22 protein-coding genes are annotated in these 21,309 nt (G+C 61.7%); 17 read left to right on the plus strand and 5 right to left on the minus strand.

Going from position 1 to position 21,309, the window contains the following annotated elements; genetic code table 11:
- Nucleotides 1-293 precede the first annotated feature (293 nt).
- Genes E4Z66_RS17925 through E4Z66_RS17935 form a run of 3 tightly spaced genes read left to right on the plus strand, consistent with a single transcriptional unit; the run spans nt 294 to nt 2,517 of the window.
- Nucleotides 294-998 carry an ABC transporter permease gene (locus E4Z66_RS17925; RefSeq protein ID WP_136464426.1) on the plus strand — a complete coding sequence of 235 codons (705 nt, stop codon included), beginning with the start codon at nt 294-296 and terminating at the stop codon, nt 996-998.
- Nucleotides 995-1,711, plus strand: coding sequence for an energy-coupling factor ABC transporter ATP-binding protein (locus tag E4Z66_RS17930; protein WP_136464427.1), 717 nt, complete (start codon nt 995-997; stop codon nt 1,709-1,711). The genes E4Z66_RS17925 and E4Z66_RS17930 overlap by 4 nt, the downstream gene beginning before the upstream one ends.
- Nucleotides 1,705-2,517 (plus strand): ABC transporter substrate-binding protein, encoded by an 813-nt coding sequence (locus E4Z66_RS17935; RefSeq protein ID WP_136464428.1) that lies wholly within the window; start codon nt 1,705-1,707, stop codon nt 2,515-2,517. The genes E4Z66_RS17930 and E4Z66_RS17935 overlap by 7 nt, the downstream gene beginning before the upstream one ends.
- Nucleotides 2,518-2,540: 23 nt before the next feature.
- On the opposite strand, the gene E4Z66_RS17940 is transcribed toward E4Z66_RS17935, so the two are convergent.
- From E4Z66_RS17940 to E4Z66_RS17955, 4 genes are read right to left on the minus strand one after another with little or no spacing between them, the layout of a single operon-like run.
- The gene (locus E4Z66_RS17940; protein ID WP_136464429.1) at nt 2,541-3,020 is read right to left on the minus strand and encodes a DUF6505 family protein; all 480 of its coding nucleotides are present in this window, start codon (nt 3,018-3,020) and stop codon (nt 2,541-2,543) included.
- Nucleotides 3,017-3,721 (minus strand): biotin/lipoate--protein ligase family protein, encoded by a 705-nt coding sequence (locus E4Z66_RS17945; RefSeq protein WP_136464430.1) that lies wholly within the window; start codon nt 3,719-3,721, stop codon nt 3,017-3,019. Before E4Z66_RS17945 ends, E4Z66_RS17940 begins: the two co-directional genes overlap by 4 nt.
- Nucleotides 3,721-4,791, minus strand: a complete 1,071-nt coding sequence (locus E4Z66_RS17950) for an Mrp/NBP35 family ATP-binding protein (RefSeq protein ID WP_136464431.1) — start codon at nt 4,789-4,791, stop codon at nt 3,721-3,723. Before E4Z66_RS17950 ends, E4Z66_RS17945 begins: the two co-directional genes overlap by 1 nt.
- 5 nt (nt 4,792-4,796) lie before the next feature.
- Entirely contained in the window at nt 4,797-4,988 is a 192-nt protein-coding gene (locus E4Z66_RS17955) for a DUF6494 family protein (RefSeq protein WP_136464432.1), read from the minus strand.
- 61 nt (nt 4,989-5,049) lie between these two features.
- Here E4Z66_RS17955 and E4Z66_RS17960 point away from each other — a divergent pair, with 61 nt between their 5' ends.
- A complete protein-coding gene (locus E4Z66_RS17960; protein ID WP_136464433.1) occupies nt 5,050-5,793 on the plus strand; it encodes a cytochrome c in 744 nt (247 codons plus the stop codon).
- Here E4Z66_RS17960 and E4Z66_RS17965 read toward each other — a convergent pair.
- A complete protein-coding gene (locus E4Z66_RS17965; protein ID WP_136464434.1) occupies nt 5,787-7,736 on the minus strand; it encodes a 4Fe-4S binding protein in 1,950 nt (649 codons plus the stop codon). The two genes, E4Z66_RS17960 and E4Z66_RS17965, sit on opposite strands and share 7 nt — an antisense overlap.
- A 345-nt stretch (nt 7,737-8,081) precedes the next feature.
- Here E4Z66_RS17965 and E4Z66_RS17970 point away from each other — a divergent pair, with 345 nt between their 5' ends.
- The 13 genes from E4Z66_RS17970 to xylA all read left to right on the plus strand — a co-directional run bounded on the left by E4Z66_RS17970 (nt 8,082) and on the right by xylA (nt 21,302).
- Complete coding sequence (locus E4Z66_RS17970; RefSeq protein ID WP_136464435.1) at nt 8,082-8,645, plus strand: DUF3305 domain-containing protein; 564 nt, start codon at nt 8,082-8,084, stop codon at nt 8,643-8,645.
- Nucleotides 8,642-9,286 (plus strand): DUF3306 domain-containing protein, encoded by a 645-nt coding sequence (locus E4Z66_RS17975; protein ID WP_136464436.1) that lies wholly within the window; start codon nt 8,642-8,644, stop codon nt 9,284-9,286. The genes E4Z66_RS17970 and E4Z66_RS17975 overlap by 4 nt, the downstream gene beginning before the upstream one ends.
- Nucleotides 9,287-9,290: 4 nt before the next feature.
- Nucleotides 9,291-9,905, plus strand: coding sequence for a TorD/DmsD family molecular chaperone (locus tag E4Z66_RS17980; RefSeq protein ID WP_246036074.1), 615 nt, complete (start codon nt 9,291-9,293; stop codon nt 9,903-9,905).
- Nucleotides 9,906-9,987: 82 nt separating this feature from the next.
- Nucleotides 9,988-10,173 carry a twin-arginine translocation signal domain-containing protein gene (locus E4Z66_RS17985; RefSeq protein WP_136464438.1) on the plus strand — a complete coding sequence of 62 codons (186 nt, stop codon included), beginning with the start codon at nt 9,988-9,990 and terminating at the stop codon, nt 10,171-10,173.
- Between the two features lie 118 nt (nt 10,174-10,291).
- Nucleotides 10,292-13,315, plus strand: a complete 3,024-nt coding sequence (locus E4Z66_RS17990; RefSeq protein WP_136464439.1) for a formate dehydrogenase subunit alpha — start codon at nt 10,292-10,294, stop codon at nt 13,313-13,315.
- Nucleotides 13,316-13,329: 14 nt separating this feature from the next.
- On the plus strand, nt 13,330-13,923 hold the full coding sequence (gene fdh3B / locus E4Z66_RS17995) for a formate dehydrogenase FDH3 subunit beta (protein WP_136464440.1): 594 nt from the start codon (nt 13,330-13,332) through the stop codon (nt 13,921-13,923).
- Between the two features lie 158 nt (nt 13,924-14,081).
- Nucleotides 14,082-15,281, plus strand: coding sequence for a formate dehydrogenase subunit gamma (locus E4Z66_RS18000; RefSeq protein WP_136464441.1), 1,200 nt, complete (start codon nt 14,082-14,084; stop codon nt 15,279-15,281).
- 59 nt (nt 15,282-15,340) lie between these two features.
- Nucleotides 15,341-16,669 carry a c-type cytochrome gene (locus tag E4Z66_RS18005; protein WP_136464442.1) on the plus strand — a complete coding sequence of 443 codons (1,329 nt, stop codon included), beginning with the start codon at nt 15,341-15,343 and terminating at the stop codon, nt 16,667-16,669.
- A 7-nt stretch (nt 16,670-16,676) separates the two neighbouring features.
- Nucleotides 16,677-16,802: a hypothetical protein gene (locus tag E4Z66_RS19945; protein WP_281276237.1), complete on the plus strand. Its 126-nt coding sequence runs from the start codon at nt 16,677-16,679 to the stop codon at nt 16,800-16,802.
- Between the two features lie 6 nt (nt 16,803-16,808).
- Entirely contained in the window at nt 16,809-18,185 is a 1,377-nt protein-coding gene (locus E4Z66_RS18010; protein ID WP_136464443.1) for a sigma-54-dependent transcriptional regulator, read from the plus strand.
- Between the two features lie 33 nt (nt 18,186-18,218).
- Nucleotides 18,219-18,740 carry a DUF2478 domain-containing protein gene (locus E4Z66_RS18015; protein WP_136464444.1) on the plus strand — a complete coding sequence of 174 codons (522 nt, stop codon included), beginning with the start codon at nt 18,219-18,221 and terminating at the stop codon, nt 18,738-18,740.
- Nucleotides 18,741-18,931: 191 nt separating this feature from the next.
- Nucleotides 18,932-20,014, plus strand: coding sequence for a LacI family DNA-binding transcriptional regulator (locus tag E4Z66_RS18020; protein ID WP_136464445.1), 1,083 nt, complete (start codon nt 18,932-18,934; stop codon nt 20,012-20,014).
- Complete coding sequence (xylA, locus tag E4Z66_RS18025; protein ID WP_136464446.1) at nt 20,007-21,302, plus strand: xylose isomerase; 1,296 nt, start codon at nt 20,007-20,009, stop codon at nt 21,300-21,302. The genes E4Z66_RS18020 and xylA overlap by 8 nt, the downstream gene beginning before the upstream one ends.
- The last annotated feature ends 7 nt before the right edge of the window (nt 21,303-21,309 follow it).

The following is a 21,309-nucleotide window of genomic DNA, read 5'->3' on the forward strand; positions in this document are numbered from 1 at the left end:
GACGGCACCCGATATGGTCGTAACACCGAACTCCGGGCCTGATGGCCCGGAGTTTCTTCGTTTAGGGCCTGTATTCCCTCAAAGCCCGCACCGCCGATGCCAATCCGAATGATGGGGCTGTTCGGTCCTTTCACCTGTTCGCGGGTCAAGTGGACAATCTGACCAGAACGCCCTGCCGCGATGCCGGTGTGCCGCGACAAGTTGGACAGATTGCGCTTTGAGGCATGAATGGGGCTGGTCTCCCACTTAGCAAGCTGACAGTTTCCCATTCGAGAGAGGGAGGCATTCGGCGGATGGGCGATCTGTGGCAAGGCTTGAGTCAGGCTTTCTGGCTGGTGCTCAGCGCGGATGCCGAGCTTGTCGAAATCGCCTTTCGGTCTTTGCGGATCACGGTGTCCGCACTGGTTCTGGCCTGCCTGATCGCGCTGCCTCTTGCTGCTTTGCTTGCAGTCCGCCGGTTCCGCTGGCGCCGCGCGGTGATTGCCACGCTGAACGCCTTGATGGGGTTGCCGCCCGTTGTTGTCGGGCTGATCGTCTATGTGCTGCTGTCCCGATCTGGTCCGCTTGGGGCATTGGGGCTGCTGTTTACGCCGACGGCGATGATCGTCGCGCAGATGATCATTATCGTGCCGCTTGTCGCCTCCATCGCGCACCAGTCGCTTCGGGATCTTTGGCAGGAATATCACGACCTGCTCATTTCGTTGAACGTCACCCAGCGGCAGAAAATCGCGACCTTGCTGTGGGATTCGCGGCGGGCGTTGCTGACGGCGGCGCTGGCGGGTTTTGGCCGTGGCATTGGCGAGGTCGGTGCGATCATGGTCGTGGGCGGGAATATCGACAATTACACGCGCGTGCTGACCACGGCCATCGCGCTTGAGACTGGCAAAGGCGAATTCGCGCTCGCACTGGCGCTGGGCTTTGTCCTGATTGCGCTGGCCATCGCGGTGAACCTCGTCATTCACTGGTTGGGCCGCACAGAACGGGAGGGCGCGTGGTGAGCGACCTGTTTCCGCTGACCGTTCGGGACGCCGTCGCATCGCGCCAAGGCAAGCGGCTTGTCGGGCCCGTGAACCTTGATCTGAGCGGGCAGGGTGCCTGCGTGGTTCTGGGGCCGAACGGGTCTGGCAAGACCACCTTGCTGCGGCTGCTGCATGGAATCGCGCGATTGAACAAGGGACAGATCACGTGGTCCTGCCCAAAGGCAGAGGCGCAGCGCAGGCAGGCCTTCGTGTTTCAGCATCCGGTGATGCTGCGCCGGTCGGTCCTCGACAATCTGGCTTATCCGCTTTTGCTGCGCGGCGTGCCGCGAAAGTCGGCTCAGACGGAGGCCGCCAAAATGGCGGAGCGGATCGGGGTGTCGCAGATGCTGGACCGGCCTGCGCGTGTTTTGTCGGGCGGAGAGCGGCAGAAAGTGTCGCTGGGCCGTGCCCTGATATGCAAGCCTGACCTGCTGTTTCTGGATGAACCCAGCGCGTCGCTTGATGGGCGTGCCACGCGCGAGATCGAAGACATTTTGCAATCCGCGAAGTCCGCCGGAACCGCGCTGATCCTTGCCACGCATGACATGGGACAGGCGCGACGGCTGGCGGATCGGGTCGTGTTCCTGCTGGGCGGGCAGGTGCATGAAGAGGGCACCGCGACGGATTTCTTCGCGCGCCCCAAGACACAGGAAGCCGCCGCTTTTTTGAAAGGAGACATTGTCGAATGCTAAGGAAAATCATGCTGGCCGCGAGCCTCGCGGTATGGGGTGGAATGGCGCAGGCTGCCGATGTGATGAAAATGGCCGTCACCACATCGTTCCACAATTCGGGTTTGGCAGACATCCTGCTGCCCGAGATCGAGAAAGACCTGGACCTGGAGGTTCAATTGCTGGTCGTCGGCACGGGACAGGCGCTGAAGCTAGGCCGGGCCGGGGATGTTGATGCGGTTCTTGTGCATTCGCGCGCAGCGGAAGAGGCGTTCGTCTCCGAAGGCTATGGCACGCATCGGCGCGAGATCATGTATAACGATTTCGTCTTTATCGGCCCGTCTGCCGACCCGGCAGCGATTGCCTCGGCGCAGACTGCCACCGGCGCATTGCAAGCGATTGCCGAGGCGCAGGCGGCCTTTGTCAGTCGGGGCGATGATAGCGGCACCCACAAGAAAGAGCTGTCGCTGTGGCGCGAGGCCGGGTTGGACGCGGGCGCGTTCGGCGACTGGTACCGCGCGGTTGGTGCGGGCATGGGCGCGGCGCTGAACACTGCGTCGGGGATGGATGCCTATATTCTTGCGGACCGGGCTAGCTGGCTGAACTTCGGCAACAAAGGGGGGCTGGCCCTGCTCTTTTCGGGCGACCCGGTGTTGTTCAACCAATACGCATATTTGCCGGTGAACCCGGAGCTGCACAGCCATGTCAAATCGGATTTGGTCGCGAAGCTTGAGGCTTGGCTGACAAGTCCTCGGGCGGCGGAGTTAATCAACAGCTATACGATCGGCGGCGAAACGCTTTTCGTGTTCAACGCAAAACCGGCCGGTTAGGGCCTGTATAGGCCAGCGCTGGATCACTCATCCAGCGCCCCATGAATTGCGAATTGATCCAGCCCGGCTTCTTGTGGCTGGATCACCCTAAAGGCTTCGCGCACGCCTGCCTCGGTCAATTCGCGGGCGACAGTCAGCAGCGTGTTTGGCGCGTGATCTTCGCAAAGTTCGGCCATTTGCGCGATTTCTTCAGTGGCGACGGGCAGGGCGGCCTCGCGCGATGGCGCGCCGTAATAGGTGACAAAGTGCTCTGCCAGCAGCGCGGCCAAGGTCTCTACCTCTGCGTCTTCGATCATGGTGACCGCAACGAAGGTCACGCGACCACCGGTTTCCAGCCCGAACCATCCGTTTGAAAACGCTTGCCGGGCCTTGCCGGTCAGATCGCCCTCGGTCCAGTTCGAAAACTCGAACCCGCCAGAAACGCACCATTCGCCAGTTCGCGCAGGATTGGCGAAGACCCGCATGTCGCTTTCATCGAAATGGATCGCGCGTGCCAGTTTCATGGCTGTCTCCTTAGCAATTCTGTCAGCGGGATCAGGCGCGTGGTGTCTGCATCCCGCAGGAGCATCCCGAAATCTTCGTCCGCGCCCAGAAACGTGCCGGTTTCGCCGTCCCAAGTTGCAATTTCGCCCACACCATGTAGCAAACCGCGCCATTCTGCATGCAGCGGCGCGGGGCCGTCCTGTTCCCAGCGGGTGATCCAGTTCAGCGTGTGGCGGGCCCATGCTTCGATCAGCAGGGGCGGATCGACCTCGGCACAGCCTTCCGCATACAGGGCGGTTTCGTCAGGGGTATCGCCGGGTGAATCACTGCTTGGCAGCAAAGGCAGCGTAAAGCCGACCGTCAGCCAGTCGGGCACGTCATCCGGCGTGTCCGATGCGCTCAGCACGTGGAACCGACCGCAGGATGCCCCGTTGATGCGGATACCTCCGGCCCATTCCAGATGGACAGCGACCTCTGGCGGGGCCAGCGCACCAAGCGCGTTTTGAAATCCGACCCCGCATAGCGGCAACATGGCCATCGCCTTGCGCAACGGCACCTCGGGCGCAAAGACCAGCGCTGCTTCGATCTGAGAGGCGCCCAGAACGTAAGACACCAGTCCGGCATCACAGCCAAGCGCAGCCCGGCGGGCGGCGTGGCCCATGGCGTCTTCGCCCGCGTCCTCGCCCCACATGAGTGGCGGAAAGGTCAACGGCGCGCCCATCAGGCGGCACCTTTCGCCACGAGCGCGGCGGCGATATCCTGAAACGCCTTGGCTTGGGGGCTGTCGGGCTGGCTGACCGTGATCGGTGCGCCGCCATCCGCCGCCTTTCGAATTTCCAGGTGCAGCGGCACTTCCGCCAGCAAGGGCACGCCCAGTTTCGCCGCCTCTGCCGCGACTCCGCCATGGCCGAACACATGCTCCTCATGCCCGCAATTGGAGCAGATATGCGTGCTCATGTTCTCGATCATGCCAAGGATCGGCACCTTGAGCTGATTGAACATGTCGATGCCCTTGCGCGCATCCAACAGGGCCACATCCTGCGGTGTAGAGACGATAATCGCGCCGTCGACCTCTGCCTTCTGGGCCAGCGTCATCTGCACGTCACCGGTGCCGGGCGGCAGGTCCACAAGCAGCACGTCGAGCGCACCCCATTGCACCTGCATCATCATTTGTTGCAACGCACCCATCAACATCGGACCACGCCAGACGACGGCTTGATCTTCATTCGTCATCAGCCCGATCGACATCATCGTGACGCCATGATTGCGCATCGGCAGGATGATCTTGCCGTCCGGGCTGGCGGGGCGACCGGAGACACCCAACATGCGTGGCTGCGACGGGCCATAGACATCCGCATCAAGCAGCCCGACGCGGCGGCCTTGTTGGGCCAGCGCGCAGGCCAGGTTGGCGGACACGGTCGATTTGCCGACGCCGCCCTTGCCACTGGCGATGGCGATGATCCGGTCAACGCCGGGAATCTTCTGCGGGCCTTGCGGTTGCGCGGGACGGGAAGGTTTCAGATCGGGCGGCGGCGCTTTTTCGCTATGGCCGGTCATCACGATGTTGACCGCCCCGACACCGGGGAGCGCCTTGAGCGCTGCTTCGGCGGCGTCTTTAACGCGGGTATATGCCTCTGCCTGACTGGGCGGGATTTCCATCACGAAGCGCACGCCGCCGTCATCTTCGACATTCAGCGCCCGGACAACGCCGGAGGCGACGATATCGCCCCCGGCCACCGGATCGCTGATCTGTTTCAGCGTGCTTAGAACTGTGTCTCTATCAAGGGCCAATGTGGTCAGTCCTGCCCTTGAATGGTGCCGGTGACCTCGTGGGTCATGTCCAGTTCTTCAATCGTGATCACTGCGCGCACGGCATAGGATTTGCCGGCGGTGTCCGCACCGCGCATGGCGTCCTCAATCGCTTGCTGAGACGTCACGCCCACCTGCTTGAGAAACTTGCGCATCGACATGTTGAAATCATCGCTCATTCTGGTCGCCTTTCTTTGCCATGATTGACGCAGGGACGGGGCGCGGCCTAGGCTTTGCTCCATGACACTGCGTGCTTTGTGCCTTTGTTTTCTGCTGCTGCCCGCATCGCTTTTGGCGCAGGACGCCGCACAGGTCCGGCTGTTCGCGCCTCAGGTGCTGGTCGAAACTGGCTTGCTTAAACATATCCTGCCGCGCTTTACCCTCAAGACCCGTGTGAGGGTCGTCGCGGTGGCGCAACCGGATGATGCGCATCTGTCGATCGGGGATCTTGGCACGCCTGTGTTCGAAGGCGCGGGGCAGGTCTGGCATCTGGAGGTGCGGGCCGGGGACCATGTCGGCGCGGATAAATTCGCGCGCTGGCTGCGGTCCGAGATCGGGCAGCGCACCGTCCAGGGGTTCGCGCCGGGCGGAGCCGCGCTCTTTGCTCCGCCGCAACAAGTCGCCGTGCGGGAAGAGGCCGCCACGGTCGATGGCGATGCGGCGCTGGGGCACCGTGTCAGCCACCTCAAATGCACCCGCTGTCATGCGATTGATGAGGCGACGCGCGGCTGGGGAATAGGCTCTACGCCCAGTTTTGGGGTGCTGCGCGCCATGCCCGACTGGGAGGAGCGGTTCGCCGCCTTCTTTGTGCTGAAGCCGCACGGGGCTTTCACCCAGATCACCGACGTGACGGAGCCGTTCCCGGTCGAGCGCCCGTCGCCCATTGCGCCGATCGAACTGACGTTGGATGAGTTGGACGCCCTGCTGGCCTATGTCGCCACCATGCCCGCTGCCGATTTGGGTAAACCCCTCGAACATCAGTGATCCTTGCGATCCGAGAAGTAGTCGTCGGTCGTGCGGGGCCGCGGGCGTTCTTTCCCGGCGAATGGATTGTCGTCCGAATGAAATTGCGCATTCACACGGCAATCATCGCACATCTGGATCATCCGAAGGCGGGCCGGGTCCGAGAACATGGAATGGCCGGTTAGTTTCTCTGTAATGCGGTCAATCGCCGATTTAGAGCCGAAAAGCGCGCCGCATTCGACACAGGCAAAGGGCTCTTCCTCGTTCAGAACCTCTTGGCGCAGCGCAGCTTCGGTCAGGTCCAGGCGGGGCGCATAGGTGATCGCATCCTCCGGGCAGACCGACGCGCATAGACCGCATTGCAGGCAGGCGTCTTCCTGAAAACGCAGCTGCGGCTTGTCAGGATTGTCACCAAGCGCACCGGCCGGGCAAAGCGAAACGCAGGACAGGCATAAGGTGCAGGCGTCGGTGTCTACCAGAACCGCGCCATAGGGCGCGCCCTCGGGCAGCGGCAGGGTGTCGGTATCCGGATGGAGCGCGCGGGCGGCTTGCCGGGTGATCTGGCGACGGGTGCCCATCGGGCGCACGGGGGTCGAAACCGGGGCCGGGGGCGCGGCATCGAACAGGGATTGCGACAGGAGGTCCGGGTCAGTCAGGTCGGCAAAGCTGACCCTGCCTTCGCCGCCAATGGCTTGGGCAAGGGCGATCTGTGCCTGCACCGCGGCCCGGTCGGTGGAAGGGCCGGGCACAAGCGTGACATCGGCGAACCCTGCGGCAAGTGCGGCGACGATCTCGGCATGGCCGAACGCACCCAGAGCGGCGATTTCCAACGGGATCACATCGGCGGGCAGGCCGCTGCCATAGCGGGCTGCAAGGCGGATCATTTCTGCCCCGAAACTGTCATGGACCAGAAGGCGCGGCGCGGTGCCGCCCGCGTCGAGATAGGCCTTGGCAAGGGTCTGCACCCGGCGGAAGGTCAGGCCGACCGGCGGCGCGTCGTAACTGACCGCGCCCGAAGGACAGGCCGCCGAACAGGCACCGCACCCGGCGCAGATCATCGGATCGATCTGGACAACGTCGCCGTTCGGCACGATCGCCCCAGTCGGACACAGGTCGAGACAGCGGGTACAGCCGGTTTGTTCCGCGCGGGAATGGGCGCATAGCGTCGGCTCTACCCGGACATAAAGCGGCTTTTCGAAGGTGCCGACCATATGCGACGCCTCGCGGACCGCCCTGGCGACAGAAGGCGCGTGGCTGGGATCGGCGCGCAGATAGCCTTCGCGCTTTTCCGGCGCAGGAAAGAGCGGTTGCTCCCCCCTCAGGTCAAGGATGATGTCGCATTCGGATTTGCCGCCATCGCGCGGGTCCGTGAAGGTCAGCGCGCCGCGCCCGCCGGGTTGGACGGTCTGCAAGGCGTCGATAACCACGCTGAAACCGCCGAACGCGCCCTGTGCGCGGCGGAGTTTGCCCAGAACCACGTCGAATGCGCGCGTGTCTGGCACATCGGCGGCATCGGACAGCAGGACGGTAACGCCCAGATAATCCTTGAGATCCTCAGCCGCAGCCAAGGCCACGTCGGCGGGGCCAAGGATCAGACACAGCCCTTCGGAGAGGACGTCGATGCTTTTGCCGGGCTCTGCGGGCAATTGCGCCTCGGCCACGAGGGCGGACATTTTGGGTAGTGTCGGGCGTTGGTCCTGCGTCCAACCGGCCCGATCGCGCAGGTCAAGCAGTGGCGGTGCGGGATGGCCCAGATCGCCTGCCAGATCTTCGAAAACCCGCGCTTCCTGTGTGCAGCAGAAAATTGTGTCACCGGCTGCAACGGCCTTGGCCGCGACGTCGATCTGGCGGGTACATAGTGCCTCGCAGGGGGGCGGGACGTCCAATCCGGTGGTGTGGGCCAAGCTTTCGGTGTCGATCGTCTGCGTGCCTAAACAAGTGCATGTTATCAACGTCTTGGTCATGGATTTCCTGTCCTCTCCGCGGGCGTTTCCGGACGTCTCTGACCGGTTGCGCGGGGGCTAGCTAGCCACAAAGGCGACGGGGCGGCAATCGCTTTTGTGGCGCGGTGCGTGGCTGCGGCTGACCCGGTGCAGCCGGTTGAGTGCCGAGTGATTCGCTTGCTGCGGCGCGGCAGGGATTCCGAGTGTTTTTGTAGGGTTGGACAATTCGTCCAGCAGCGTGTCGGGGAGTCGATTGGTTCGGCCAAATTGACCGCCGTTGTACGGTTTCCGCGCATTCTACACAGAAAAGAGTTCTCGTCGGCGCGTTCTCGCATACTATTGTATTCAAGGGAGAAAGGTTTCTGGATGATCCACAATCCGAAGGCGTATCGTGCTGTTCCGGTAGGCGTCGTGTTGCGACGTGTGCCCGGCGTGACGCGTTGGCGAAAGTGGAGTTGGTCCGCCAGTGCGGTTCTTCCCGGTGCCGCCCCGGCGCAATGGCGCGAATTGCGCCGCGAAGGCGACGCGGTGGAGTACCACGCGGATACCGTACAGCTTGAACTTCATGGCGCGGAGGCGGAGGCGTATCAGCACGGGCTCGGCTCGAAGGTGCCCAGTGTCTATGTGGTGATGCGCGAAAGCGGAGGGGAACATCCGCTGGAAATCGTGCTGGTCACGGCGTCGCCCTATGAGGCGCAGGACTACACCGATAGCGGCGAGGAAATCGTCGAAAAGGTGCCCATGCCGGCGCAGCTTCGCGGCTTGATCGAGGATTTCGTAGCGGAATTTTACCAAGAGGAAGCTTTTGTTAAGCGCAAGCGTGACAAGAAGCGCGTGGATCTGGTGCAGGATGGCGTCGGTGATCCGCGGATTGGCAAGGCTGCGGATATCTATGCCTCTCCCGCGCAACTAAGGAGACGTGTCCATTGAGCCGCGATTTCTGGACTCGGCGCCGTCAGGCGGTGTCTGCCGAAGAGCAGGCGGAGGTCGAAGCCCTCGCGGCAGAATTGCGTGCCGAGGAAGAGGCGGATCTGGATGCGCGCAGCGATGAGGTTCTGCTGGCCGAGCATGATCTGCCCGAGCCGGAATTGCTTGAATCCCCGGATGCCGTGCGCGAGTTTTTGACCAAGGAGCTTCCGCAACGGCTCAAGACCCGTGCACTGCGGCGCTTGTGGCGGCTCAATCCCACCTTGGCCAATCTGGACGGTCTGGTGGATTATGGCGAGGATTTCACCGACAGCGCCACCGTGGTCGAGAATTTGCAAACGGCCTATCAGGTGGGCAAGGGGATGATGGCTCATGTGCAGGCCCAGCTGGAAGCGGCGGCGGAGCCTGCCCCGGTTGAATCTGCGGCAGAGCCCGAGTCCGACCTTGCCCTGGTCGAAGGTGAAGAGGACGTAACCGAAGAGCGTCCCGAGGATGCGCTGGCCCAGGTTGATCCAGCACAAGACGCGGAGGGTGACGTCGCGCGGTCCAGCCCGGCCCCTGCGCCGGTTTTCGCAGACATGTCCGATGTCCCCGCAGACCAACCGGCGCCCCGTCGCCGCATGACATTCGAATTCGAGGTTTGAGCGTATGAACGAAGACGCCACCATGACTGCCCCAGCCGTGAGTGAAGAGGATCGGCTGCGCGCCGACCTTTACAACTTTCTGGGTTTGATCCTGTCGCGGCCCCCCGATGACATGGTGCTGGACCAGACACGCGGGCTGAGCGGTGATGACAGCCCCATGGGCGAGGCGATTTCGGCCTTGGCGAAAGTGGCGCAACTGTCCAAGCCGCGCAGTGTGGAAAGTGAATACAACAAGCTGTTCATCGGTCTTGGGCGCGGTGAATTGCTGCCCTATGCCAGTTATTACCTGACCGGGTTTCTGAACGAAAAACCGTTGGCCAGTTTGCGTCGGGACATGGGGGCCGAAGGATTGGCGCGGGCTGAAAACGTGTTCGAGCCGGAAGACAACATCGCCAGCCTGATGGAAATGATGGGCGCTTTGATCGTCGGCCGCTTTGGTGCGCCGGCGGATCTGGCCCGTCAAAAGACGTTCTTCAACCGGCATATCGGTCCTTGGGCGGGGCATTTCTTTACCGATCTGGAAGCGGCGAAGAACTCTGTCTTTTACGCGCCGGTCGGTGCCGTTGGTCGCATCTTCATGGAGATCGAGGCCGAGGCGTTCCGTTTGGGCGCAGAGTGACATTCACCGGCTGCGCCCTTGCGGTGCAGTCATCCACGCGGCGGGCGACCGGCGCATAACGAAGGAAAGAAGGAGGCGCTTCATGTCGAAATCTGATGACACAAGCCGCCGTGATTTTCTGAAACTGGCCGGGACCGCTGCCCCTGTAGCGGCTGTGGCCGTGGCCTCAGGGGCGCGCGAAGCCGAAGCGGCAGAGCCGGACCTGTCCCGCGACAAGATGCAAGATACGCTGCACACGCGGGCCTATTACGACAGCGCCCGGTTCTAAGCCGGACATGTCATTGCGAGCCTTGGCGACTGGTTGCGTGACGCCCGACAGTCAAGGATCATGAATATAGCCAAGCTAGCAAGGGCGGTGCCGCTCGTGCGAGCAAGGAGGGAAAAACATGCTTAGGAAAAAGACCAACGGGGTTGCGCGACGCCCCCAGCGGACTTCGATCCTGTCCGAGGCGGCAAACACCTCGGTTGACCGACGCGCGTTCCTGCGCGGATCGGGTCTGGCCATCGGCGGTCTGGCGGCAATTGCCGGAACCGGTGGCACGGTGGCCCCTGCAAACGCGGCCACAGCGGCGGCGACAGGTGCTGTCGAGTTGAAGAAATCCGTATGCACGCACTGTTCTGTCGGGTGTACCGTCATCGCAGAAGTGCAGGACGGTGTCTGGACCGGGCAAGAGCCGGGCTGGGACAGCCCGTTCAACCTTGGTTCCCACTGCGCGAAAGGCGCATCGGTGCGCGAGCACGCTCATGGTGAACGTCGCCTGAAATACCCGATGAAGAAAGAGGGTGGTGAGTGGAAGCGCATCAGCTGGGAACAAGCCATCGACGAAGTCGGCAATGGCATGATGTCGATCCGCGACGAAAGCGGCCCTGACAGCGTCTATTGGCTTGGTTCGGCCAAGCATAACAACGAACAAGCCTATCTGTTCCGCAAGTTCGCCGCCTATTGGGGCACGAACAACGTGGATCACCAGGCGCGGATTTGCCATTCGACCACGGTTGCGGGCGTTGCGAATACATGGGGCTACGGCGCCATGACCAACAGCTACAACGACATTCACAAGTCGAAGGCGATCTTCATCATCGGCGGCAACCCGGCAGAGGCGCACCCTGTCTCGCTGTTGCACGTTTTGCGCGCGAAAGAGCAGAACAACGCGCCGCTGATCGTGTGTGACCCGCGCTTTACCCGCACGGCGGCCCACGCGGATGAATATGTCCGCTTCCGCCCCGGCACCGATGTGGCGCTGATCTGGGGTATTTTGTGGCACATCTTCGAAAACGGTTGGGAGGACAAAGAGTTCATCCGCACCCGTGTTTGGGGGATGGACCAGATTCGCGAGGAAGTCGCCAAATGGACCCCCGAAGAGGTAGAGCGCGTCACCGGCACGCCCGGTAGCCAGCTCAAGCGCGTTGCGCGGACCATGGCGAACAACCGTCCGGGCACCTTGATCTGGTGCATGGGTGGCACGCAGCACACCAATGGCAACAACAACACGCGTGCCTATTGCGTGCTTCAGCTTGCGCTGGGCAACATGGGCACCGAAGGCGGCGGCACCAACATTTTCCGCGGCCACGACAACGTGCAAGGTGCAACCGACCTTGGCGTTCTCAGCCACACGCTGCCGGGCTATTACGGCCTGTCCGCAGGGGCATGGGCGCATTGGAGCCGTGTCTGGGGTGAAGATGCCGATTGGTTGAAAAGCCAGTTTGCCAGCACCACCGGCGCGGATGGCAAGGAAAAGTCCCTTCAGAACCTCACCGGTATTCCGGTGTCGCGCTGGATCGATGGTATCCTTGAAGATGCCGACAACATCGACCAGCCGAACAATGTTCGGGCGATGGTCTTGTGGGGGCACGCGCCGAACTCGCAAACCCGGATGACGGAAATGAAAACGGCGATGGAAAAGCTCGACATGCTTGTCGTGATCGATCCCTATCCGACCGTTTCCGCCGTGCTGCATGATCGCACCGATGGGGTTTATCTGCTGCCGGCCTGTACGCAGTTCGAAACGCATGGCTCTGTCACCGCGTCGAACCGGTCGCTGCAGTGGCGCGAACAAGTGGTCGATCCGCTGTTCGAGTCGAAGCCCGATCACGAGATCATCGGCCTTTTCGCACAGAAGTTCGGTTTCCACGACCGTTTGTTCCGCAACATCAAGCTGGAAGATGATGGCATCACGCCAAACATCGAGGACACGACGCGCGAGTTCAATCGCGGCATGTGGACTGTCGGCTATACCGGGCAAAGCCCGGAGCGGATCAAGCTGCACATGGCAAACCAGCACACCTTCGACCGCACGACGCTTCAGGCAGTGGGCGGCCCGGCGGATGGCGATTACTACGGTCTGCCCTGGCCCTGCTGGGGAACGCCGGAGATGAACCATCCCGGTACGCCGAACCTGTATGACCTGTCGAAACCGGTCTCTGAAGGCGGGCTGCCTTTCCGGGCGCGCTTCGGCGTTGAACGGAATGGCGACAACCTGCTGGCGGAAGGCGTCTATTCGGCGGGCTCGGATATTCAGGACGGATATCCCGAGTTCACCTATCAGATGCTGGTCGATCTTGGCTGGGATGGCGAACTGACGGATGAAGAGCGTCGTTCCATCGCCATGGTCGCGGGGATCGATATCTCGGAAGAAGGCACCCATCAGGGTCTGTCGTCCAGCAACGGAGCGCAGGGCGCCGATGAGGAGGTGGGCGAACAGTCCATGTCGCCATTCCCGTCCGACTTCAATGCGAAGGCCTCTGGCGTCAACTGGAAGACCGACCTGTCAGGCGGTATCCAGCGGGTTGCGATTGCGCATGAATGTGCGCCCTTTGGCAATGCCAAGGCACGGGCCGTGGTATGGACCTTCCCGGATCCGGTGCCGCTGCACCGCGAGCCGCTCTATACCAACCGCCGTGATCTGGTTGAGGACTATCCGACCTATGACGACCGGAAGTTCTATCGTCTGCCGACGATGTATGCCTCGATCCAGAAGAACGACTTCAGCAAGGATTACCCGATTATCCTGACCTCTGGTCGTCTTGTGGAATACGAGGGTGGCGGCGACGAAACCCGATCGAACCCGTGGCTTGCAGAATTGCAGCAGGACATGTTCGTCGAAATGAACCCGCGTGACGCCAATAACCTTGGTGTGCGGGACGGCGCGCAAGTCTGGGTCGAAGGGCCGGAAGGGGGCAAGGTCAAGGTTATGGCCATGGTCACCAACCGGGTGGGCGAGGGCGTGGCCTTCATGCCCTTCCACTTCGGTGGCCACTATCAGGGTGAGGATCTACGGTCCAAATACCCGGATGGGGCCGACCCCTATGTGCTGGGTGAATCGACCAACACCGCCCAAACCTATGGCTATGACTCGGTAACGCAGATGCAGGAGACCAAAGCGACTCTCTGCAAGATCTGGGCCGCGTAAGGAGGAGTAAGAGAATGGCTAGAGCAAAATTTCTCTGTGACGCCGAGCGCTGCATCGAGTGCAATGCCTGTGTCACTGCGTGCAAGAACGAGCACGAGGTTCCGTGGGGGATCAACCGCCGTAGGGTGGTAACGATCCAAGACGGCGACCCCGGCGAACGCTCGATCTCTGTCGCGTGTATGCACTGTTCGGACGCGCCCTGTATGGCGGTGTGTCCGGTCGACTGCTTCTATCAGAACGAAGAAGGCGTGGTGCTGCACTCCAAGGATCTGTGCATCGGTTGCGGATACTGCTTCTATGCATGCCCCTTCGGCGCGCCGCAGTTCCCGCAAGCGGGCAATTTCGGATCGCGCGGCAAGATGGACAAATGCACCTTCTGCGCTGGCGGACCGGAGGAGAACCACTCCACCGCCGAGTTCGCCAAATACGGCCGCAACCGGATCGCCGAGGGCAAGCTGCCCATCTGCGCCGAGATGTGTTCCACCAAAGCCCTGCTGGCGGGGGATGGCGACGTGGTGTCGGCCATCTACCGTGAGCGCGTTGTTGCCCGTGGCTTCGGCTCGGGCGCATGGGGCTGGGGCACGGCCTATGATCAGAAAGGTGGCTGATTGCCGTGACTGATAGCCGGGCGCGCGGAACTTTTCCGCGCGCCCGCACCTCCGGTGGCGGAATTTTCATTGGAAAATTCCGGGCCGGAAACTTTCAGAGTTTCCGTGTCATTTTCCGTGTCGGAAAATGGCCGCATCAATTGAGACTGAGGATAGCCATGCGAGCCCTTCTCTCCCTGTTCGTCGCAATTTTTCTGGCGGTCACCGCCACCGCGCAAGAGGCCCCGCCTGCACCGGACCGGTCCGCAACCGGCGGCGCGCAAACGCTTGAGGACATCCTCGCACGCCAGCGGGGCGAGAGTATCGACGACAGCTTCCGGCGCGACAATATCGGCGACCCGGACAGTGCTGCCGGAATTGCGCAGCAATTGGGCACGCTTGGTGGCGCGTCTGACCCCGAATTGTGGCGCGCGCTGCGCTACAACGAAGCTGATATTTCCGTTTCTGCTGGTGGAGACGTTGCCAAAGTGCTCGTCCAGTCCGGCGGCATGGCATGGTATGAATTCCGCCGCGGTCCGCTGATCACTTATGGCGCGTATTTGCTGCTTGGCACGATGATCGCGTTGATCCTATTCTATACGATGCGGGGCCGTGTTCCGATCGACGGGCCCAAGTCAGGCCACACCGTCACACGCTTTCAGTTCATAGAACGCTTTGCCCATTGGCTGCTGGCGGGGTCTTTCCTGCTGCTCGCCTTCACCGGGCTGTTCGTGCTGATGGGCCGCTTCTTCATCGCGCCGCATTTCGGGCCGGGCTTCAATGCCAGCCTGTTGGCGGGGTCGAAGTTCATTCACAACAACGTCTCGTGGGCCTTCATGATCGCGCTGGTCATGGTCTTTGTCTTCTGGGTTATTCACAATCTTCCCGACAGGACCGACCTGAAATGGATCGCGCAAGCCGGCGGCATCGTCGGAAACAATCACCCCCCCGCCAAGAAGTTCAACGCAGGGCAAAAGGTTATCTTCTGGTCGGTCATCCTGCTGGGCGCTTCGATCAGCGTCTCCGGGATTTCGCTGCTCTTCCCGTTTGAGTTGCCGCTCTTTGCCAAGACCTTCGGCATTCTCAACGGATGGGGTGTCAATGAATGGATCGGCATGGCGCCCTTCCCGACATCCCTGTCGCCGCAAGAGGAAATGCAGTTCGCGCAAGCGTGGCACGCCATTGTCGCGTTCGTCCTGATGGCGATCATCATCGGCCACATTTATATCGGCACCGTCGGGATGGAGGGGGCCTTCGACGCGATGGGTACGGGCGAGGTCGACGAAGCCTGGGCGCATCAGCACCACTCCATCTGGTTCGAGGAGTTGAAGGAAGAAGGCCGCGCGGACACTTCCGGCAAGGCGACTCCGGCGGAGTAGGCTTGACCGACCGCGCGCCAAAGATGCCCCCGGCCACTCCCCCGGTGCTGCGGAAGGACATGGCACGGACGCGATGGACCAGCACCCGCGCTGCGGGCAGCAATGGCGGCGCGTTCCTCCGGCGTTGGTGGGGCGCTGTGGTTTTGGCCGCGCTGATCGTCTCGCCGGTCGCCGCGCAGGAGTTTACCACGCTCAAAGGCCATGGGGGACCGATCATGGGCATTGCGGTGTCGCCGCAGGGGCAAGTGGCGACCGCCAGTTTCGACAATTCCGTTGGCCTGTGGCAGGGCCGGACGCCCACATGGCTCGAAGGACATGCGGCGGCGGTGACGGCAATCGCCTTTGGACCGGGTGGGATTCTTTACACGGGCGGTGATGATTTCGCGCTGCGGCAGTGGGGGGCATCCGCGCGGGAACTTGGCCGGCACGACGGCAAGATCACGTCAATCACGGTTTCGGACGATGGTGCCCGGATCGCGACAGGAAGCTGGGACGGGTCGATCCGGCTTTGGTCAAGCGCAGGTGATTTTCGCGCGCTGCCGGCCCCCGGTGCCGGTGTGAACGCGGTCGCTTTCGAAAAGGGAGGTGGCACGCTTTTTGCGGCAACCTCGCAAGGGGTCGTATGGCGGTATGATCTTGAGGCCGACACGCAATTGCCCTTGGTGAAGCATGGCTTCGGCGTGAACCGTCTGGTCGTGGGCGACGAATGGCTTGCCTATGGCGCCGTGGATGGCGGCACACGGGTCATCGATCTTGATGGGCGCGAGATCGCGGATTTCACACTGGACCGCCGACCGATTCTGGCGATGGCGCATCATCCCGAAACGGGGCAGATCGCGGTGGGCGATGGACATGGCTATATCATGATGCTGGACGCGCATGAGTGGCGGATCACGCATGATTTTCGCGCCACGCGCAACGGGCCCGTCTGGGCGCTGGCGTTTTCGAACGATGGCACGGTACTTCACGCCGGTGGCCTCGACGACGCTGTCTATTCGTGGCCGGTGGCGTTTCTGGATCAGTTCGATCCGGCAATTGACGGGCAACGCTCGTTTCTGCGGGACGCGGCGACCATGCCCAATGGGGAACGCCAGTTCATGCGCAAATGCTCGATCTGTCACGCGCTCCAACCTGGCCCGTCGCGCAAGGCCGGTCCGTCGCTTCATGGCGTATTCGGACGCCGCGCCGGGACGCTTGCGGGGTACCGCTATTCCGATACGTTGGACGGGTCGTCGATCATCTGGACGGATGAGACAATAGACGCCCTGTTCGACACTGGCCCGGACCATTATATTCCGGGTTCGAAGATGCCGATGCAGGTGATTGCCAAGGCGCAGGACCGGGCAGATCTGATCGCTTTTCTGAAACAGGCCACAAGGCAGGAGTGAGTTCCAAATGAAAGCAATGTTAGCCGGGTTCGCCGCCATTGTCGTTATCTCGGTCGGTGCGTGGTTGGTGCTGGAACGTGCGGGGTTCTCTTCGCAGGACGTCTATTCCAGTCAGAACGTCCGACTGGACTGACGGAGCATGGCCGCGCTCCCAGTGCCAAATACACCGTCGTCGCAACTTCCCGCCGGGCAAGAGGGTACCAAGCTCGCTGGTGCGTCGGTCTTGATTGTCGATGACGAGCCGGGGATGCGCAACTTTCTGGCCAAGACGATTGGGCCACGTGTAAAGCGTGTTGAGGTCGCGGCCTCCCCCGCTGAAGCGACGCGCAAACTGGACGAGGCGTTCTTCGATCTGGTCATCCTCGACAATATCATGCCGCGGCAAACCGGGTTGGAATGGATCACCGAGCAGCGGCACAAGGGATTCTTTGCGGACGTGATTTTGATCACGGCCTATGCCGATTTGGAAACGGCGATCACGGCCCTGCGGGCAGGGGTCAGCGATTTTGTCCTCAAGCCGTTCCGGGCAAACCAGATCATTGGCGCGGTGGAGCGGACGCTGGACCGCAAATTCCTTCGCCGGGACAATACGCTGCTGCGGCGTGAGCTTGGCGCAGACCGCGCGCATGGCCCCCTGCTTGGGCATTCGGCGGCGCTGGAACATGTGCGCGAAATCCTTGGCAGGCTGGCCCCGATGCCGACGCCGGTGCTGTTTACCGGGGCCAGCGGTACGGGCAAGGAATTGGCGGCGCGGCACCTGCATAAGACGTCGGACCGGGCCGAAGCGCCGTTCGTTGCCGTCAATTGCGCAACTATTGCACCAGACAATATCGCACCGGAACTTTTCGGAACCATAGATGAGGACCGGCAGCTGAAACCCGGTCTGCTGATGCTGGCCGACGGGGGCACGTTGTTTCTGGACGAAGTGGCCATGATGCCCGATCAGGTTCAGGCCGCCCTGCTGCGTGTGCTCGAAGACAAGAAATTGCGGCCCGTTGGCGCTGAACGCGAAGTGCCGCTGAACATCCGGTTCCTTTTTGCCACCAATGCCGATCTGGATAGTGCGCTGGCCGAAGGGCGTATGCGCGCAGACCTCTATCACCGCATCAACGTGGTCACCGTGCGGATGCCGTCGTTGGAGGACAGGTCCGAGGATATCGTCGAACTGGCCTCGTTTTTCATGGCGCAGTTTTCCCGATCTCTCGGAATGCCCGCGCTGGATCTGAACGAAGAAACGCTGCTCAAGATGCGGCGCTATCATTGGCCGGGCAATGTGCGCGAGTTGAAGAACCTGATCGAACGGTCGGTGATCCTTGGCAGCTTCCCCGAAGAGTTCGCAGGTCGCGGGCAGGTCAGCGGCGAACAGGCGATTGAAAACCTCGACCTTGTGGCACAGCGACACATTCTGCACATTCTTGATCTGTGCGACGGTAATCGCGCCGAAGCCTCGCGGCGTCTGGGTGTGTCGCGCAAGACGATCGACCGAAAACTCGCCACATGGGCCGAGGATAGCTGACCCACGGGGCAGGGCACTGAAGGAGGGTTCGAAATGCAGATCGCTTGTACCAAAGCTCCGGGGCGCGGGGATACCGACCTGCTGCTGTTCTCTCTGGCGCAGCGCTTGGCCGACAAAGGGTTTCGCGCAGCGGGCACAGTTCAGATCAACTCTGAAATGCCGTGCGACGGTCCTTGCGACATGGATGTGCGCATTCTGCCCGATGGTCCAACTGTGCGGATTTCACAAAGCCTTGGCAAACACGCGCGCGGGTGCCGTCTTGATCCCGAAGCGCTGGAAACTGCCGTCGCCAAAGTCTCTGCCTCTTTGCAGGATGGTGTCGATTGCCTGATCGTCAACAAGTTCGGCAAACACGAAGCCAGCGGGCGCGGGTTTAGAAACGTGATCGCCGAAGCGATGGCCATGGATATCCCGGTGCTTGTGGGGCTGAACCGTCTGAATGATGAGGCGTTCGAAGAGTTTGTCGGCGACGCCAGCGTGCCATTGCCGCCGGACCTTGAGACGCTTGTCGATTGGATGACGGCGCAGATCGAAAGCCGATCCCAAGCGGCATAGACGCGTCCGTAAATCCGGCAAATACCTAAATATAAAGTATATTCTTTCGTAAGGCCGCGGTTTTCTGACGGCGTTTGCCGTTGTCGGTGAACGTTTTTGATAGGCGTCTATCATTTTTGATTGACGTCTATCATTTTCACGAATTACGGTTGACCCAACGGAGCCGAAGAATCAGCTCCTGGGGAGGAAGAATGAGAAATCCGACGTTAAGTGACGTCGCCAAAGCGGCGGGCGTCAGTTACGCGACCGCTGATCGCGTGGTAAATTCGCGCGGCAATGTCGCTGACAAGTCGATCCGCAAAGTGCAGGCGGCGATGGAAGCGTTGGGTTATGTCCGTGACATTGCAGCGGCAAACTTGTCGCGGGGCCGGGTTTATCGTCTGGCGTTTCTTCTGCCATCCGGCCCGAATGCGTTCTTTGCCAAGATGCGCGCGGCGCTCAGCAATCTGGCGGCGCATCTCAGTGCGGAACGCGTCGATATTCAGATCGTCGATATCGCGGCCTTTTCGCATCAAGGCCTGCGCGCCGCGCTCGCGGATATTGAGGTGCCGGGCCTCGACGGGATTGCGATTGTGGGGCTGAGCGGCGCATCGCTTCAACAGCCGCTTGCTGACCTGCGCGACAAGGGCGTTTCGGTGGTGAGCCTGGTGTCGGACCTGCGCGCGGATGAACGCGACGCTTATGTGGGGATCAACAACCTGGCGGCCGGGCGCACGGCGGCACGGCTGCTTGGCATGGCCCATTCCGGGCGGGCCGGGGCAGTGCTGACCCTCGCGGGATCGCTCGACGCAGAGGACCACATTCAACGGCTGAACGGGTTCCGGGATGTGATCAAGGCGGACTTCCCACATCTGACAATCCTTGATCCGATCCTCGCAAAGGATGACGAAGCCGCCGTGTTTGACGGGATGGTCGAACGGTTCAAGGCCAATGACCAAATCACCGCGGTCTATAACGTTGGCGCGGGCAATCAGGGTCTGGTCCGCGCATTGGAAGCCATCGCGCCCGATCCGGCGCCGCTTTGTGTTGTTCATGAATTGGTTGCGCATTCGCGGGCGGCGCTTGAGTCCGGTTTGATCCATTTCATCATCGACCAGCGCCCCGATATCGAGGCCGCACGCGCCGTGACGATCCTGCGCGCGCTTATCGACGGACGCAGTAAGCCGCCGATGCCAGAGCTCGTTCCCATGATCTACGTGCCTGACAATCTTCCGGCCCATACCGACCCCGCCCATACAGATATCCACACAGGAAAAGCTCCCCTCCATGACTGACTTCTTCAAAGGCATCGCGCCCCTGCAATTCGATCCGGCATCCAGCGAGTTGGCCTTTCGCCACTACGACGCCGATGAGGTGGTTCTGGGGAAGCGGATGGAGGATCACCTTCGCTTCGCGGCGGCCTGGTGGCATTCCTTTGCGTGGCCCGGCGGGGATCCGTTCGGGGGCCAGACATTCGAGCGCCCGTGGTTTGGGGACACCATGGATTTGGCCCGGCTCAAGGCGGATGTGGCGTTTGAAATGTTCGACATTCTGAACGTGCCGTTCTTTTGCTGGCACGATGCGGATATCCGGCCCGAAGGCGCGAGCTTTGCCGAGAGCCGCCGTAATTTCGAAGAGATCGTGGACTATATCATCGGCAAGATGGAAGGGTCCAAGACCAAGCTGCTATGGGGCACGGCGAACCTGTTCAGCCATCGCCGGTTCATGGCCGGCGCTGCAACGAACCCCGATCCGGATATTTTCGCGTGGTCGGCAGCGACGGTGAAATCTTGCCTCGACGCGACGCAGAAAATGGGCGGGCAGAACTACGTGCTTTGGGGTGGGCGCGAAGGCTACGAGACGCTTTTGAACACCGATCTAAAGCGCGAACGCCAGCAGGCCGGGCGGTTCTTGCAGATGGTGGTCGAGTACAAGCACAAGATCGGGTTCAAGGGCGCTATTCTGGTCGAACCCAAGCCGCAGGAACCGTCCAAGCATCAATACGATTTCGACGTCGCGACGGTGTACGGGTTCCTCAAGGAATTCGGCCTCGAAGGTGAGGTTCAGATGAATATCGAACAAGGCCACGCGATTTTGGCTGGGCACTCCTTTGAACATGAGCTGGCGCTGGCGGCATCGCTGGGCATCTTCGGATCGATCGACATGAACCGGAACGACTATCAGTCCGGTTGGGATACGGACCAGTTCCCCAACAATGTCCCAGAGGTCGCACTGACCTATTACGAGGTGCTCAAGGCGGGCGGGTTTACCACTGGCGGAACCAATTTCGACGCAAAATTGCGGCGGCAATCCTTGGATCCGGTGGACCTGATCGCGGGACATGCGGGCGCCATGGACGTCTGTGCGCGCGGGTTGAAAGCGGCAGCGGCGATGCTGGAGGACGGCACGTTGGAGGCGATGCGCGCCGAACGCTATGCCGGTTGGGACAGCGCCGAAGCGCAGGCAATGCTAACGGGCGATCTCGCCGGGGCGGCCGCACGGGTCGAGGCGGAGGGACTCGATCCGCAGCCGCGCTCTGGCCGGCAGGAAATTCTGGAAAATATCGTGAACCGCTTCGTCTGAACGCGGC

It is taken from the genome of Aliishimia ponticola (assembly GCF_004803475.1).
In the GTDB taxonomy this organism is placed as follows: domain Bacteria; phylum Pseudomonadota; class Alphaproteobacteria; order Rhodobacterales; family Rhodobacteraceae; genus Aliishimia; species Aliishimia ponticola.